General features: G+C 63.2%; 13 protein-coding genes. 10 read left to right on the top strand and 3 right to left on the bottom strand.

Annotated elements, in window-relative coordinates; genetic code table 11:
* The first annotated feature begins 26 nt into the window (after positions 1 to 26).
* Positions 27 to 821 carry an enoyl-ACP reductase FabI gene (fabI, locus tag ACO1XS_RS20220; RefSeq protein ID WP_331566128.1) on the top strand — a complete coding sequence of 265 codons (795 nt, stop codon included), beginning with the start codon at positions 27 to 29 and terminating at the stop codon, positions 819 to 821.
* 144 nt (positions 822 to 965) lie between these two features.
* Here the strand turns inward: fabI and ACO1XS_RS20215 are convergent, their stop codons facing one another.
* Both ACO1XS_RS20215 and ACO1XS_RS20210 read right to left on the bottom strand, forming a co-directional pair.
* Entirely contained in the window at positions 966 to 1319 is a 354-nt protein-coding gene (locus ACO1XS_RS20215) for a hypothetical protein (protein WP_331566130.1), read from the bottom strand.
* 112 nt (positions 1320 to 1431) lie between these two features.
* On the bottom strand, positions 1432 to 2367 hold the full coding sequence (locus ACO1XS_RS20210) for a hypothetical protein (RefSeq protein WP_486391539.1): 936 nt from the start codon (positions 2365 to 2367) through the stop codon (positions 1432 to 1434).
* A gap of 245 nt (positions 2368 to 2612) precedes the next feature.
* On the opposite strand from ACO1XS_RS20210, the gene ACO1XS_RS20205 reads away from it, so the two are divergent.
* The 4 genes from ACO1XS_RS20205 (at position 2613) to ACO1XS_RS20190 (ending at position 7277) form a co-directional block, all read left to right on the top strand.
* A complete protein-coding gene (locus tag ACO1XS_RS20205) occupies positions 2613 to 3881 on the top strand; it encodes a c-type cytochrome (RefSeq protein WP_486391538.1) in 1269 nt (422 codons plus the stop codon).
* Entirely contained in the window at positions 3878 to 4333 is a 456-nt protein-coding gene (locus ACO1XS_RS20200; protein ID WP_486391537.1) for a (2Fe-2S)-binding protein, read from the top strand. Before ACO1XS_RS20205 ends, ACO1XS_RS20200 begins: the two co-directional genes overlap by 4 nt.
* Complete coding sequence (locus tag ACO1XS_RS20195) at positions 4330 to 6591, top strand: xanthine dehydrogenase family protein molybdopterin-binding subunit (RefSeq protein ID WP_486391536.1); 2262 nt, start codon at positions 4330 to 4332, stop codon at positions 6589 to 6591. The genes ACO1XS_RS20200 and ACO1XS_RS20195 overlap by 4 nt, the downstream gene beginning before the upstream one ends.
* A 239-nt stretch (positions 6592 to 6830) precedes the next feature.
* Entirely contained in the window at positions 6831 to 7277 is a 447-nt protein-coding gene (locus ACO1XS_RS20190) for a hypothetical protein (RefSeq protein ID WP_486391535.1), read from the top strand.
* A gap of 82 nt (positions 7278 to 7359) precedes the next feature.
* Here ACO1XS_RS20190 and ACO1XS_RS20185 read toward each other — a convergent pair whose 3' ends face one another.
* A complete protein-coding gene (locus ACO1XS_RS20185; protein ID WP_481582677.1) occupies positions 7360 to 7665 on the bottom strand; it encodes a YcgJ family protein in 306 nt (101 codons plus the stop codon).
* A gap of 433 nt (positions 7666 to 8098) precedes the next feature.
* Between ACO1XS_RS20185 and ACO1XS_RS20180 the strand changes: the two genes are divergently transcribed.
* The 5 genes from ACO1XS_RS20180 (at position 8099) to ACO1XS_RS20160 (ending at position 14253) form a co-directional block, all read left to right on the top strand.
* Positions 8099 to 9664: a Na+/H+ antiporter gene (locus ACO1XS_RS20180; RefSeq protein WP_486391534.1), complete on the top strand. Its 1566-nt coding sequence runs from the start codon at positions 8099 to 8101 to the stop codon at positions 9662 to 9664.
* A gap of 61 nt (positions 9665 to 9725) precedes the next feature.
* A complete protein-coding gene (locus tag ACO1XS_RS20175) occupies positions 9726 to 10415 on the top strand; it encodes a response regulator transcription factor (RefSeq protein ID WP_486391533.1) in 690 nt (229 codons plus the stop codon).
* The gene (locus ACO1XS_RS20170; RefSeq protein WP_486391532.1) at positions 10405 to 11718 is read left to right on the top strand and encodes a sensor histidine kinase; all 1314 of its coding nucleotides are present in this window, start codon (positions 10405 to 10407) and stop codon (positions 11716 to 11718) included. The genes ACO1XS_RS20175 and ACO1XS_RS20170 overlap by 11 nt, the downstream gene beginning before the upstream one ends.
* Positions 11719 to 11800: 82 nt before the next feature.
* The gene (locus ACO1XS_RS20165) at positions 11801 to 13189 is read left to right on the top strand and encodes a TolC family protein (protein WP_486391531.1); all 1389 of its coding nucleotides are present in this window, start codon (positions 11801 to 11803) and stop codon (positions 13187 to 13189) included.
* On the top strand, positions 13186 to 14253 hold the full coding sequence (locus tag ACO1XS_RS20160) for an efflux RND transporter periplasmic adaptor subunit (RefSeq protein WP_331566146.1): 1068 nt from the start codon (positions 13186 to 13188) through the stop codon (positions 14251 to 14253). Before ACO1XS_RS20165 ends, ACO1XS_RS20160 begins: the two co-directional genes overlap by 4 nt.
* Positions 14254 to 14276: the final 23 nt, after the last annotated feature.

Raw genomic sequence — 14276 nt, 5'->3', positions numbered from 1 at the left:
AAGGCACACCTGATATAGGAGAATTCATGGGCTTTCTCGCTGGAAAACGCATTTTGCTGACCGGTCTGCTGTCGAACCGCTCGATCGCCTACGGCATCGCGCAAGCCTGCAAGCGCGAAGGCGCCGAGCTCGCTTTCACCTACGTCGGCGAGCGCTTCAAGGATCGCATTACCGAGTTCGCCACCGAATTCGGCAGCGAACTCGTGTTCCCTTGCGATGTGGCCGACGATGCGCAAATAGAAGCGCTCTTCTCGTCGCTGAAGCAACACTGGCCCAGTATCGACGGTCTCGTGCATTCGATCGGCTTCGCCCCGCGCGAGGCAATCGCCGGCGATTTTCTCGATGGTATGACGCGTGAAAACTTCCGCATCGCGCATGACATTTCGGCTTACAGCTTCCCCGCGCTCGCAAAGGCCGCGTTGCCGATGCTGTCGCAGGATGCCTCGCTGCTGACGCTGTCGTATCTCGGCGCCGAAAAGGTGATTCCGAACTACAACACGATGGGTGTCGCCAAAGCGGCTCTCGAAGCGTCGGTGCGCTATATGGCCGGTTCGCTCGGCGCGCGCGGCGTGCGCGTGAATGCCATTTCCGCCGGCCCGATCAAGACGCTCGCGGCAAGCGGGATCAAAGGCTTCGGCAAGATCCTCGAGTTCGTCGCCGAAAACGCACCGCTCAAGCGCAACGTGACGATCGAGCAGGTCGGCAATACCGCAGCCTTTCTGCTGTCCGATCTCGCAAGCGGCGTCACGGCCGAGATCATGCATGTCGATAGCGGTTTTCATGCCGTCGTCGGCGGGATGGCATCGTTCGCCAGCGAGTGACGCCCCTCGCGCTGGGATTCGTTGCTGCCACGAGACCGTTCTAAAGAAAAACCGCCCGCCAGAGATGCTCCGGTGGGCGGTTTTTTCACACGTGCTTAGTGCGGGAATCCGCTTGTCTGTCTGAGATGCGGGCCCGCTCAATCATCACCACGGGCCACGACCGTGGCCGCGACCATGGCCACGCCCGTGATCGTGATCGTCATCCCAATCCCGGCCATGACCACGGCCATGATGGCGGTACCAGTCGTCACGGTCCCAATAACGGCGCCCATCCCAGTAACGATCGCCGTGCCATCCGATCACGACCGCCGGCGCAGGTGCATAGACGACAGGCGGTGGCGGGGGCGCATAAACCGGTGCGGGGGCGACATAAACGGGCGCGGGCACCCCGATGTTCACCCCCACGCTGACATCCGCGGCCATTGCGGCGCTCGACGCACCTGTGATAAGTGCAACAACTGCAAGGCCCGAAACAATGCGCGTTTTATTGATAGTCATGACATAACCCCTGTCCGTCATACGGTAATTCGATGAGGGGGACTATACCGCAGGGCTTGCCGCCGCATATTTCATACTTGTAACTGTTGCTGCACGATATGTGCCGCCCGAATCAAGGCGCCGGTGCGACCCCGCTCGATGCCGGCTTCGTGGTAGGGATGCCGTTGCGCGCGTAGGCCCAGCTCAACGCTGTCGCGGCTCCCAATACAGCCGCTTCAAGGGAAAACTGTCCCATGCTGAGAAGCGCGGCGCCGAAAGGCAGTGGAGTGTATATGGCGTAGAACAACGCCATCAACAGTTGCTTTTTGAGCGCGAGCGTCAACAATATGAATTGCGCAATTCGCCCCGCCCCGTTCTTGCATAAAAACGGCGAGGCCAAGGCGCAACACATCAGACAAGCGAACGCCGGCTCGACGAACGTCAGATAAGCCGGCGCCAAGACGTTGATCCCATAGGGAAGCTGGCACCATCCACCGCCAGATACCATCTCGCCGAACGCTGCGAACACCGCGCCCTTCCCCCACGACACCAACGGGAACGCAACCAGTCCAATCAGAACCGACGCGGCGAGCGCGGCGCAATGAAACATGCGTCGCGGCTTGGCGAAGCGCTCCACGAGCGCCGCAGCCACTGCGGTCGCGGCATAGAAGAGCATCGCGGGTACCGCCATGATCGCGAAAAACAGCCAGCCTCGCGCGCTCGTGCAATAGCCGTTCATGAACCAGCCTCGCAGCGTCTCGTTGAGCCCGCATAAAAGCAGAAAGACAATGCCGGCATGAACGGATCGCGACCGATGCGGCCACGTCCGCCTCATGTGCGCGAACAACCAGATGGCTACCCACACTGCAATGGCGTTATTGACGATATCGGGCAGCGGACTCGAGATCTTTGCCGATGGATACGGCACATCGAACGCCTGAAGCATGACGGCATGAACGCTGAGCGACAGGACCGCGGTCAGGCAAAACGCCACGAGCAGGCGCCCCCGATGGGCATGGAAATGCGAACGAGGCCGGATCGAGGGGCTGAGGTCGGAACTGCAAGTCATGAGCGAAACTCCTGCACGGAAGCGAAACGGTGCGGCGCATTGCGGCACGCGTGGGCTCGCCACTATGCGCATGCGGGAGCGTCATCGCCATACGATTTTTCTCAATCGAACCGATCGCGACAGGCGTGTACGCCAATTCGAGCGCATCAGCCGCCTACGGCAACGCGGCGCTCGGCGAAGCGATCGGTGCGGCCTCGCGATAAGAGGTCTAGACTGAGCGAGCGGTCTATCGGCAAGGAGAGACGATGCGCGAAAAGGCCCTCGCAGCGGCGGCAATCGCGTGCGCAACGGCGGTTGCGCCTCCCGTGGGCTTCGCCGAAGCCGGCTCGTCCGATTCGCCTCTAGCCGCACCATTGCCCGCCAACGCTGTTGTGGCGGGCGCACGGCTCGCCGCCCTCGGCAATTGCGCGGTCTGCCATACCGCGGCGGGCGGCGCCCCATTTGCGGGCGGCCGCCCCTTCCATACGCAATTCGGCACCCTTTATTCGACCAACATCACCCCCGACCCCGAAACGGGCCTCGGCCGGTGGTCGTTTGGCGATTTCTCGCGCGCCATGAAAAGCGGTGTCTCCCGAGATGGACATCGTCTTTATCCGGCGTTTCCCTATCCGCATTTTCAGGGCATGACCGACGTCGATCTCGAATCCGTCTATCGCTTCCTGATGACGAGCGAGGCTGTCAGGGCCGTCCAGCCGCCAAACCATCTGGTGTTTCCGCTTCGGCTTCGTCCACTGATGGCAGGGTGGAACCTCCTGTTTCTTCGCCGTCCGGCCGAGCCGAAGCGCATTCCCGACCGCCCCGACGAACGACGCGGCAAATATCTCGTCGATACTCTCGGACATTGCGCCGCCTGCCATACGCCTTTGAACGCCCTCGGTGCGGAAAAAGCGGGCCATGCGTTCCAAGGCGCTGTCGTCGAAGGCTGGGAAGCGCCGGCATTGACCGCATTGCTGCACAGACCGAAACCGTGGAGCGTCGATCAATTGAGCGCTTACCTGCGTACAGGCCTCGCGAGCGAGCACGGTATGGCGGCCGGGCCCATGCGCGATGTGACGCAGGCCCTGGCCTTCGCGGATCCGGCCGACGTGCGGGCGATGGCCTCGTATCTGATGACGTTACAGGTACCCAGTGCACCCACACGAACGGTGGCGACGGTCGCCGAGCAAGCCGATTCCGCTCAGCTGCAGCGCGGCAATACCCTCTTCGCAGCGGCGTGCGCATCGTGTCACGACGATGCCGCTCCCATGTCCGCGTATGGCGGCCGCCCATCGCTTTCGCTCGGCACGGCGGTCAATGCGCAAAGTCCACGCAATGCGGTCCGCTTCGTCTTGCACGGCATCCGCGACCAGGACAGCGCGGGAGCCCTTTACATGCCGGCTTATTCCGCGACATTGACGAATGCGCAAATTGCCGACGTAACGGCATTTCTGCGGGCACGCTTCAGTACCGGCGCCCCATGGCGCATCGACGAAAGCTACGTCGCCAAGCTTCGCAAGGAGAAGAGCGAGCCATGATCGATCTGACGGTGAACGGCGAGCGTCACACGCTCGACATCGACCCCGCGATGCCGCTGCTCTATGCGCTGCGCAATTCGCTCGAGTTGAACGGGGCCAAGTTCGGCTGCGGTCTCGGACAATGCGGCGCGTGCACAGTCATCGTGGGAGACGAGCCGGTGTTCTCATGCTTGCTCCCGGTCGCGGCGGTAGGCGAGCGCAACGTGCGGACCGTCGAGGGTCTCGGCGATGCACAGCATCCAAACCGGCTGCAGCAAGCCTTCATCGATCGACAGGCCGCTCAATGCGGGTACTGCATCGCCGGCATGATCATGCGGGCGCAGGCCTTGCTCGATCGCGTCCCCTCGCCCACCGAGGCACAGATTCGCGAGCATATGGCGCCGAACCTATGCCGTTGCGGCACGCATATGCGCATTCTCGCGGCGATCCGCGACGCGGGACACAGGCCATGAGCGGCCGCGTCGTCATCGAAAGTCCGTCGCGCCGACGGTTTCTCGCGGCGGGCAGCATCACGGTCGGCTTCACGCTGCTGCCCGCCGCCAGCATATGGGCGCAGACCACGACGGAAGCCGGGACTTTCAACGCGTCCGAACCGGATTTGCCCGGCAGTCTCAAGACGACTCCCGTGCTCGACGCCTGGATCAAAGTCGACGCCGACAGCCGTATCACGGTATTCACCGGCAAAGCCGAACTCGGCACCGGCATCCGAACGGCGTTCCTGCAGATCGCCGCCGAAGAGCTCGGCGTGTCCCCCGAGCGCCTCACGCTCGTGACGGCCGACACTTCGCTCACGCCCAACGAGGGATACACGGCCGGCAGTCATTCGACGGCCGACAGCGGTACCGCCATCGCCCATGCCGCGGCCCAAGTACGGCAACTGCTCATTCAAGCTGCCGCGACCAGGCTGGATGCGGACGCCGCCTCGCTCGTCGTCGAACAAGGCGTAATCGTAGCGGCTGACGGGCGGCGGTTGTCGTTCGGCGAAGCCGTGAGCGGCACCGATCTGCATCGCCATGCGATGCCCGGACAGCCCACGAAGGATCCGGGATCGTTCGGGATCGTGGGGCGGCCCTATCCGCGCGTCGACATCCCCGGCAAGGTCACAGGCGGCGCGAGCTACGTGCAGGACATGCGGCTGCCAGCGATGGTCCACGCCCGTGTGGTCCGGCCACCGTCATATGGCGCGACGCTTGCCTCGGTCGATCTTGCGCGCATCCGGTCGCTGCCCGGCGTGGTCGCCGTCATTCGTGACGGCAGCTATCTGGCCGTCGCCGCCGAAGACGAATGGCAAGCCATCGTCGCGATGCGTGAGCTGTCGGCCAGCGCCACGTGGAAGGCAGCGCCGCCGTTACCCGATCCAGCGACGCTCTACGACACGCTGCTGAAGCTGCCCGCTCAGGAAATTTCCGTCGCGAACCGGAAATCGACTTCAACGATCGCCGCAAAGACCCTGCACGCACGGTTTACGAAGCCCTATCTGACGCACGGCTCCATGGGTCCTTCGTGCGCGCTGGCGCAATTCGACGGAACGCAGATGACCGTCTGGACCCATACACAAGGCGTCTTCCCGCTACGAAAGGGCATCGCCGAAATGCTTTCGATGAGACCGGAGCACGTTCGCTGCGTCCATGTGGAAGGGGCCGGTTGTTATGGGCACAACGGTGCCGACGATGTCGCAGCCGATGCCGCACTGATTGCACACGCGTTGCCGGGGCGCCCCGTACGCGTCCAATGGATGCGGGAACAGGAACACATGTGGGAGCCGTTCGGGCCTGCGATGATCACCGATGTGACAGCATCGCTCGACGATACGGGACATATCGTCGACTGGCGCTTCGAGATCTGGAGTAACACGCACAATAACCGCATCGAAAACGCCGGACGTCTGATGCCAACCTGGTTTCTCGCCAAACCGTTCACACCGGCTCCGCCGAAACCCATCCCGATGCCGGAAGGCGGCGGTGACCGCAACAGCATTCCGCTCTATCGCATCCCGAACGTCTATGTGCAGCATCATTTTCTGCCCGAGATGCCGATCCGTGTCTCGGCGATGCGCTCGCTCGGCGCCTATCACAACCTGTTTTCCATCGAGAGCTTCATCGACGAACTGGCAGCCGCTGCCGGCGCAGATCCCGTCGACTTCCGGCTTCGCCACCTCGACGATCCGCGCGCGCGAGACGTCATTCGTCGGGCCGCCCAACGGTTCGGTTGGGAACGCCAGCCCGCCTCGACGCGCTGGCGGGGCCGAGGCTTCTCGTTTGCCCAGTACAAAAACCTCATGGCGTATTGTGCGATTGCCGCCGAGGTGAGCGTCGAGCCCGACACCGGGCGTGTCACGATCGAACGGATCGTGAGCGCCGTCGATTGCGGGCAGATCGTGAATCCCGACGGCGTGCGTAACCAGATCGAAGGCGGCATCGTGCAATCGGCAAGCTGGACCCTGTTCGAGGAGACGACGTTCGATCGACACACGATCACGAGCTTCGATTGGAGCACCTATCCCATCCTGCGGTTCGAGTCCGCTCCGCGCGCGGTCGATGTCGAATTGATCGACCGCCCGGGGCAACCGTTCCTCGGCGTGGGCGAGGCCGCGCAAGGGCCGATGGCGGCAGCCCTCGCCAATGCGATCGCTCATGCAACGGGAGTCCGGTTCAGAGCGCTGCCGATGTCCCCGGCGCGGCTGCGCTCCGCGCTCGAAGCGCGCGTATGAGCGGCCGCTTGCTGCGATGCGGTCGGCTCATGCGGCCGATGCTGCACTGCAATTTGTATCGAATGCTCTCGCCGCTGGCGCACCGCCCGAAACCGCATCGCGGCCGCGGCTCGGCGGGCGCACGCCGATCGCGGCCTCCCGCCTGTTTGCTTCCGGATACAAACGGTAACGACATTGCATTGATTTGGGGACGGGAAATCGCACAATGCGAGCGCAGGCACTCGATCAGGGGGATTCAAATGAAAACTAAACGTTGGGCGCTTTTCGCCGTCACCAGTATTGCTTTGGCCGTATCGTCCGTCTCGTTCGCTGCCGGTGGTGGTGCGGGCGGTGGTGGCGGTGGCGGTGGCGGTGGTGGTGGCGGTGGTTCGGGTGGTGGCGGCGGCGCTGGTGGCGGACATGGTGCCGGAATGGGCAGCGCGATGGGAAGCGCGGCCGGCAATGTCGGCGGCTTGTCGGCCAGCCATATGAGCGCGGAAGGAATCAAGAATTCCAACAGCCCGATTTCGGGCGATCGCGACAAGGGCCTCGCTCGTGCCGCCGATCGCTCCGATACCCAGGCGGATCGGGTCGGGGATACCGCTCGATCGACCGCGACCTCGCCGCATCATGGCAAGGCCACCAGGACGGCAGTCCATCATCACTCCATCGTCCGCAAGCCGACGGCGCCCCTCGAAGGATCCTGACGCACGTACGCACGTCATCGTTCGTTTGAATGCGAGTGGGCGCCGTGCGCCCGCTCCGTTCCGGCACCCGCGGAATTGAACGTCACTTGCCAAATAACAGCGCCGTGTATTTTTTCGAGATCGCGCCGCTGCGCTTGCCATTTTCGCCGTAGTAGCGATTGATGCGGCAGACACGCTCCTTTACATCGCAGAAAATACCGTTGGCGAACGTGAATTCGGTGAGGCTGAAATCGCCCTGCGAAAAAAGCCTCGCCGCGGCGTGCGCACCGAGGTAGCGCTCGGTCAACGAGCGTGAAATGCCCTTGTCGTCCGCACACATGAATCGATCGCAGAGCACGCCTGGTGCCCGCAGTTGTACCGAGCCGGACGTGCCCGCATTCGCGCACATTGCCCCTGCAAACCATAACGGCGCCAGGCAGGCGAGATAAATTCGTTTGTTCATAAGGACAACCGCCCTCGTCTTGCTATACCGATCCCGCTCAGGGAAACAAAGGACACCATCAGCAGGGCAACGATGCGTTTCATGTCCGATGGCCCGGCGAATGAGAACCTCTCGATTCTAACGATGCGCATGCGCGCGCCGACCCATGGATATTTATAGGTTTTCTGGACTACCCAGAGCAAGCGGCAACGCTGCACACATTCCGTCTCTAGAACGGTTCCACAATCTGGGCCACCTCGATCGGTTCCGTCCGCATGAATGGCGACCTTCCTGCCATGTTCACCGTTTTCCGCCGCTCAGGCAATCTGACGAACCTTTCTTTACGAACCCACTCGCGCTCGCGCTAGACTTCGATTCGGCCGATAACAGGAATTGAGTCGTGGAAACGTTTGAATGGATCATCGTACTGTTGATCGCGGCGGCGTTTTTGGCGGAACTGGCTCGCAGAATCGGTGCACCGTACCCGACGCTGCTCGCGCTCGGGGGCGCGGGCGTGGCATTCCTGCCCGCCAGCCCGAGATGGACGCTCGACCCGCAACTGGCGCTGGCCCTGTTCGTTGCCCCGGTTCTGCTGGACGCCGCCTATGACACATCGCTTCGGGACCTTCGTGCGAACTGGCGCCCGGTAGCCGGGCTCGTGATCGCCGCGGTGGGTACCACCGTCCTCGGCGTGGCGCTGGCCTGTCACTGGCTGATGCCGGGCATGCCGTGGGCCATCGCGGTTGCCGTGGGCGCCATCGTGGCGCCGCCCGACGCGGCAGCCGCAACTGCCGTCATGCGCCAGGTGGGACTGCCGCAACGGGTGCTGAATGTGCTCGAAGGCGAGAGCCTGCTCAACGATGCAAGCGCTCTGTTCATCTACCGACTCGCGCTGACCACCCTTGTTGCGGGACCGCTGAGCTTCGGCGATTACATGCCGATGTTCCTGCTGACGGTATTCGGCAGTATCGCGGCCGGGATCGTTTTGGCAATCGTCTTGCGACCGATCACGACCGCCTCGGACCATGTGGCCATCTCTTTGATCCTGCAGTTCGCTTTCACCTTCGCCGTTTGGATACTCGCGGAAAAAGTCGGCCTCTCCGGCATTTTGACGATGGTGGCGTTCGCGATGACAATGGCGCGCGGCGGCGGTCCGCGCATCCCTGCGCGCATGCGTGTGCCGATCCTTGCAGTCTGGGAGGCTGTGGTCTTCGTCTTGAACGCACTCGCATTCGTATTGATCGGCATGCAGCTGCGACCGATCTGGGAGCGCCTGGGCAGTGGGACGGGCACCCCGCGCATCGATGCCGTCGTTGCCGCGATCGTCGTACTCGGCGTGGCCATCGCGACGCGGTTCCTGTGGGTCATGGGCTACAGCGCGCTCGTGATGTTTCAGAACCGGAAGGCCAGTCCCGTGACGCGCAAGAACCGCTCGTGGGGAGCCGGGCTCGTTGTCTCATGGGCGGGAATGAGAGGCATCGTGACGCTTGCCGCGGCATTCGCGGTTCCGCAGACGCTGCCCAACGGTTCACCGTTTCCCTACCGCGACATCATCTTGCTGTGTGCGTTCGTGGTCGTCTTCGGGACCCTCGTGCTTCAAGGCCTCACGATGAAACCGATCATCCGGCTGCTGAAGCTGTCCGACGACGATCCCGTTGCCAAAGAGGTGCGAACCGGCCGGACCTTGATCTATCAGGCACTGCTCGATTCGATCGAAGCGGACGACTCCATGCACGCGAAATTGCTCAGAAAGGAGTATCAAGCCGTCGTCGAGCTCAACGCGAGCCACGATCACGGCAAACCGCTGAACGAGGTGCCCGGTGGCCCACTGAGGCGCAAGGCGATCGACGCTGCGCGCCGCAAGGTTATCGACCTTCGCAACGAGGAAGTCATCGGCGACCAGGCCTACCGCACGCTCGTGCAAGAGCTCGATTGGGCCGAATTGTCGGCCGGCGGCAACGGGTAGTGCGGCAAACAGGCAGTTGTGCGATGCTTGCTTCAAAGGGAAGACGAGCAGGCGGCCCGGTATGAAAGTACTCATTGTCGAAGACGATGCGGCGATCGCCGCCAACCTTTACGACTATCTGGAAAGCGACGGGTACGACGTCGATATCGCGTCCAATGGCAACACAGCGTTGCGCATGGCGCTTGACGAAGTGTGGGACGCAATCCTGCTCGACCTGTCGCTGCCGGGCATCGACGGGTTGACGCTGTGTCGCAAGTTGCGCACGGAGGCCCACCGCGACACGCCCGTCCTCATGCTGACGGCAAGAGACACGCTCGAGGACAAGCTGCAGGGGTTCACGGAAGGCACCGATGACTACCTCGTCAAACCGTTCTCGCTCAAGGAAGTGGGCGCGAGACTGAGCGCCCTCGTCAAGCGTTATCGAGGCCAGGTCGCAACGATGGAGCTGAGCTTCGCCGATCTGCGTCTCGATCTGTCGACGATGACCGTCCAGCGCGCCGGCAGGCCCGTCCGGCTCCCGCCCAAATGCCTGCACCTTTTGCGCATCATCATGCAGGCCCCCAACCGTGTGTTCAGCCGCAGCGAACTCGAAATGGAAGTATGGGGCGAAGCGCTTCCTGACAGCGACACGCTGCGCGCACATATCTATATGTTGCGTAAAGCGTTGAGCGAACCTGGAAAAGTCGATCTCATCGAAACGGTCCACGGCCTCGGGTACCGACTTTCCGCGAGCGACAGTCATGCGGCGTAGCTTGCGCTTCAAGGTCGCGCTTGCTTTCTCGGCGCTCATCGTCGCATTGCTGTTCGCGCAAGCGTTCGGCGTCAGGACGCTCGCCGAAGCTCAGGAAGAAAGGCTGATCTCGGCACTGATCCGTGACGACATGGCCAATGTCCTCAAGAGCTACGATGCCGATCCAACGCTACTCCCGCCCTTCGATGCACGCCTTGACGGATACGTATCCGCGCCGGATCGCTCTTCTGCCGCCCTGACGGCTCCGATGAAGGCTCTGCCGATCGGCATTCATCAGATCATCGTCGATGGGCGGGAGATCCATATCGCGATCGCGCCTTTCGGTAGGGCCCGTCTTTACCGCATCTACAACTTCAGTATCTACGAGCAGCATTTCAAGGAAGCGATCGACTTCCTGATGGCGGGCACCGGCCTCTTCGCGTTGCTGACGATCTGGCTGTCGTATGGCCTGTCGGGACTATTGGTACGGCAAGTGGCAGGCCTCGCACGGCAAGTCAAGACGCTCAAACTCGGTCGCTCGGCGCCGATCCACCCTGGTAAATACGACGAAACGGAGCTCGTCGGATTGGTCGACGCCTTCAACGACTATCATCGACGCATGGCCGAGATGATCGAACGCGAGAAGGCATTCACGGGCAACGTGAGCCACGAACTGCGCACGCCGCTGACGTCGATCAAGACGAGTTGCGAGTTGCTCGAACATGACGCGTCGATCAGCGGCAAATCGCGCACGAGGCTGCAGCAAATCGAACGGGCCGCGGACACGATGCGCGAAACCGTCAACGCCTTGCTGATGCTCGCCAGAGAAGAAACGGAGCAGGACGCGGAGCCGGTGGCCGTGGCGACGCTTATCGAGTCGACGCTGATGCCATTTGCCGGTCGCCTGGCCGAAAAGGAATTGAAGACAGTCATCGATGTCGATCGGCGAGTTCGCCTCCTAGCCAATCGGTCGGCCTTCGCGATCGTGCTTTCCAACGTGGTGGACAATGCGGTGCGGCACACCGAGCATGGGCGCATCCGGTTTTCGTATGGCGACGGCTGGCTGCATATCGACGACACCGGTTGCGGCGTCCCGGCACAGGCACTGCCGCACGTGTTCGATCGGTTTTATCAGGCCGCCGCGCAGGAACCCACTGCGCGCGGCGCCGGAATCGGCCTGTCGATCGTCAAGAAGATCTGTGACCGGTACCGCTGGTCCGTCGAACTGACGAGCGAGCCGGGGCGCGGCACCCGCGTGTCGTTGCGTCTGCCGCAAGCCGACTCCGCAGCGATACAGCCAGGCGGCGATGCAGCCCTTTATTGACAAAAACTTCACAAGGCGCCGCGTAGCATCGACATCCGTAGCCGCGGTTTGAATCCGAGCGGCAGCACCGACGGATGCACGAATGCGCCGAGTACTACTGATGACGTTCGCGATGCTGAGCGGCTGCGCGGCGTATCACGCACAGCCACTCGCACCGGCCGCGCTCGCCCGGCAGTTCGAGCAGCGCTCGCTCGCAAGCGAACAGTTGCACGCATACGTCAGCCGCGAGATGGGCCGTGATATCGCTCCGTGGCCGCCCACGCGTTGGACCCCCGAAACGCTGACCCTCGCGGCGTTCTATTACAGCCCCGCGCTCGACGTGGCGCGCGCGCAGTGGGAAACGGCGAAAGCCGGCATCGAAGTGGCCGATGCAGTGCCCAATCCCGTGCTCCAATTGCCGTTTCAGTACAACGCGCCCAACCCGGGTCCCGGTTCTCCCTTTACCCTCGGCGCCGCACTCGATATCCCGATCGAGACTGCCCATAAACGCGGATATCGCGTCGATCAAGCGTCGCACCTTTCGGAAGCTGCGCGGCTGAATATCGCCAATGAAGCATGGAAGGTCAGATCGCGTGTATGGGCAGCCCTCGTTGCGCTTTATGCCGCACGCGAACAGAGCGGCTTCCTGAACAAGACGGCCGCAGCTGAGCGGCAAATCGCCGAAATGAGCACGAAGCGCCTCGCGGCGGGCCAGTTCTCGCAGCCGGACGTCGATGCAGCGGTTCTCGCCGATACCAAAGCGCAAGCTGACCTGGCCGCCGCACGCAGCGCCGAAGAGGACGCGCGCGCGCAGCTCGCGGCGGCCATCGGCCTGCCGATCGCAGCACTCGACGGCGTCGAGGTCGATCTCGAAACCTTCGGTACCGCACCGGCTGCCCTGCCTCCGGCCGAAGCGCGGCGCGACACCATCTTCCATCGCGCCGATCTGCTCGCGTCGCTTGCCGACTACGCCGCAGCCGAATCCGCGCTTCAGCTCGAAGTAGCTAAACAGTATCCCGACATTCACCTCGGGCCCGGCTATACGTACGACACGGGCACGCACAAGATCGCCTTCGGCCTGGCCGGCATCACACTGCCGATCTTCGATCGCAATCAAGGCGGCATTCGCGAAGCCGAGGCCAAGCGCAAGGAAGCGGCCGCCCGCACGGCCGCGGTGCAAGACACGCTGCTCGGCGATCTCGACCACGCTCTCGCGCATTACCAGGCGAGTCTCCAGGCGCTGCGGCTGTCCGACGCGCATCTGGCCCACGCCCGCAAACAGCTCGAGGCTCGGCACGCGGCGTTTTCAGCCGGCGACGCAGACCGTCTCACCTACACTCAGGCGCTGGCCGACTATCAAGTCAGCGAACTCTCCCGCCTCGATGCGCTCATCGCGGTTCAGCGGTCCGTGGGCGCGCTCGAAGACGCACTGCAGCAGCCCCTCGCGCACGCAGCGGCAAGCCGCAGTCCGAATGAAGCGATGCCGCCATGAAACCCAAACTCGTACTTATCTTACTGATTTCACTCGCGTTGGCGGGCGGCGCCGGATGGTACATCTCCAGGACGCTCGCCGCTCAGGGTGCCTCCATGACCGCTCCCTCCAAACAATCGGCCGAGCACCCTACCGTGCAGATCGTGAATGGCGAAACCGTCGTGATCGTTCGGCCCGCCATCCAGCGAGCAAGCCATATCGCGGTCTCCCCGCTTGCTGCTGTCACCGAGCGATCGTATATCAGCGCTTACGCCACGGTCATCGATTTGCAACCGCTCTACGATTTGCATGATCGCCGCGCAACCGCGAAGGCGGACCTCGACGCGCTCACGGGACAGGCGGCCGCGTCGCGGGCGCAATACGAACGCAGCCGCGTCCTGTTCGCCGACGATCGCAATATTTCGCAAAAGAGCCTGCAGGATGCGCGCTCGGCCATGCAGGCCGATGAAGCCAAGCTGCAGTCGGCCAGGGCGGCCCTCGCGGGGCTCGATGCAACGTTGCGGCAGCAGTTCGGCGACGCGCTCGCAAACGCGGCAGCCGCGCCGGCATCGGCGTTGTTCGAGCGATTACAGTCAGGTCGGGCGGCCGTGCTGCGCGTGACTTTGCCCGCAAGCGGCGGCGACACCGCACCGGTCGAGATCGCGGTACAGCTTCCCGATGGGCAGCCAGTACAGGCGCACAGGCTGTCCGCCTCCGCGCTTGCCGACCCCGCCGTGCAAGGCAGCCCCTGGCTCTACGTCACCGAGCGGATGCTCCCGGCCGGTCTGCACACGAGCGCAAACGTGTCGATGTCGGACCATACGGTGTCGGGCCTGCTGATTCCGGCACAGGCCGTGGTCTGGTATGGCGGCCAAACCTGGGCCTATGTGCGCACATCGCCCGATCGCTTCACGCGGCGCTACGTGTCGAGCGACGACGAACGGGACCAGGGCTTCGTGGTGACTTCGGGGTTTCGCGCGGGCGAGCAAATCGTCACGCAAGGCGCTCAGTTACTGCTCTCGGAGGAGCTCAAGCCTCAGGGCATCGCTACGGCATGCAAGGACCCGCCGGAGTGCGACGACTGATTGGCTTCTCCACGTTCACGGCC

This window comes from Trinickia sp., assembly GCF_057351765.1.
The sequence above is the reverse complement of the archived record's forward strand: the minus strand, read 5'-3'. Positions and strand labels throughout refer to the sequence as shown.

Excerpts from the sequence above, each read along its gene's own strand:
- fabI (WP_331566128.1), top strand. The coding sequence starts at position 27 with ATGGGCTTTCTCGCTGGAAAACGCATTTTGCTGACCGGTCTGCTGTCG.
- ACO1XS_RS20160 (WP_331566146.1), top strand. The coding sequence starts at position 13,186 with ATGAAACCCAAACTCGTACTTATCTTACTGATTTCACTCGCGTTGGCG.
- ACO1XS_RS20165 (WP_486391531.1), top strand. The coding sequence starts at position 11,801 with ATGCGCCGAGTACTACTGATGACGTTCGCGATGCTGAGCGGCTGCGCG.
- ACO1XS_RS20210 (WP_486391539.1), bottom strand. The coding sequence starts at position 2,367 with ATGACTTGCAGTTCCGACCTCAGCCCCTCGATCCGGCCTCGTTCGCAT.
- ACO1XS_RS20175 (WP_486391533.1), top strand. The coding sequence starts at position 9,726 with ATGAAAGTACTCATTGTCGAAGACGATGCGGCGATCGCCGCCAACCTT.
- ACO1XS_RS20195 (WP_486391536.1), top strand. The coding sequence starts at position 4,330 with ATGAGCGGCCGCGTCGTCATCGAAAGTCCGTCGCGCCGACGGTTTCTC.
- ACO1XS_RS20190 (WP_486391535.1), top strand. The coding sequence starts at position 6,831 with ATGAAAACTAAACGTTGGGCGCTTTTCGCCGTCACCAGTATTGCTTTG.
- ACO1XS_RS20200 (WP_486391537.1), top strand. The coding sequence starts at position 3,878 with ATGATCGATCTGACGGTGAACGGCGAGCGTCACACGCTCGACATCGAC.
- ACO1XS_RS20185 (WP_481582677.1), bottom strand. The coding sequence starts at position 7,665 with ATGTGCGCGAATGCGGGCACGTCCGGCTCGGTACAACTGCGGGCACCA.
- ACO1XS_RS20215 (WP_331566130.1), bottom strand. The coding sequence starts at position 1,319 with ATGACTATCAATAAAACGCGCATTGTTTCGGGCCTTGCAGTTGTTGCA.
- ACO1XS_RS20170 (WP_486391532.1), top strand. The coding sequence starts at position 10,405 with ATGCGGCGTAGCTTGCGCTTCAAGGTCGCGCTTGCTTTCTCGGCGCTC.
- ACO1XS_RS20205 (WP_486391538.1), top strand. The coding sequence starts at position 2,613 with ATGCGCGAAAAGGCCCTCGCAGCGGCGGCAATCGCGTGCGCAACGGCG.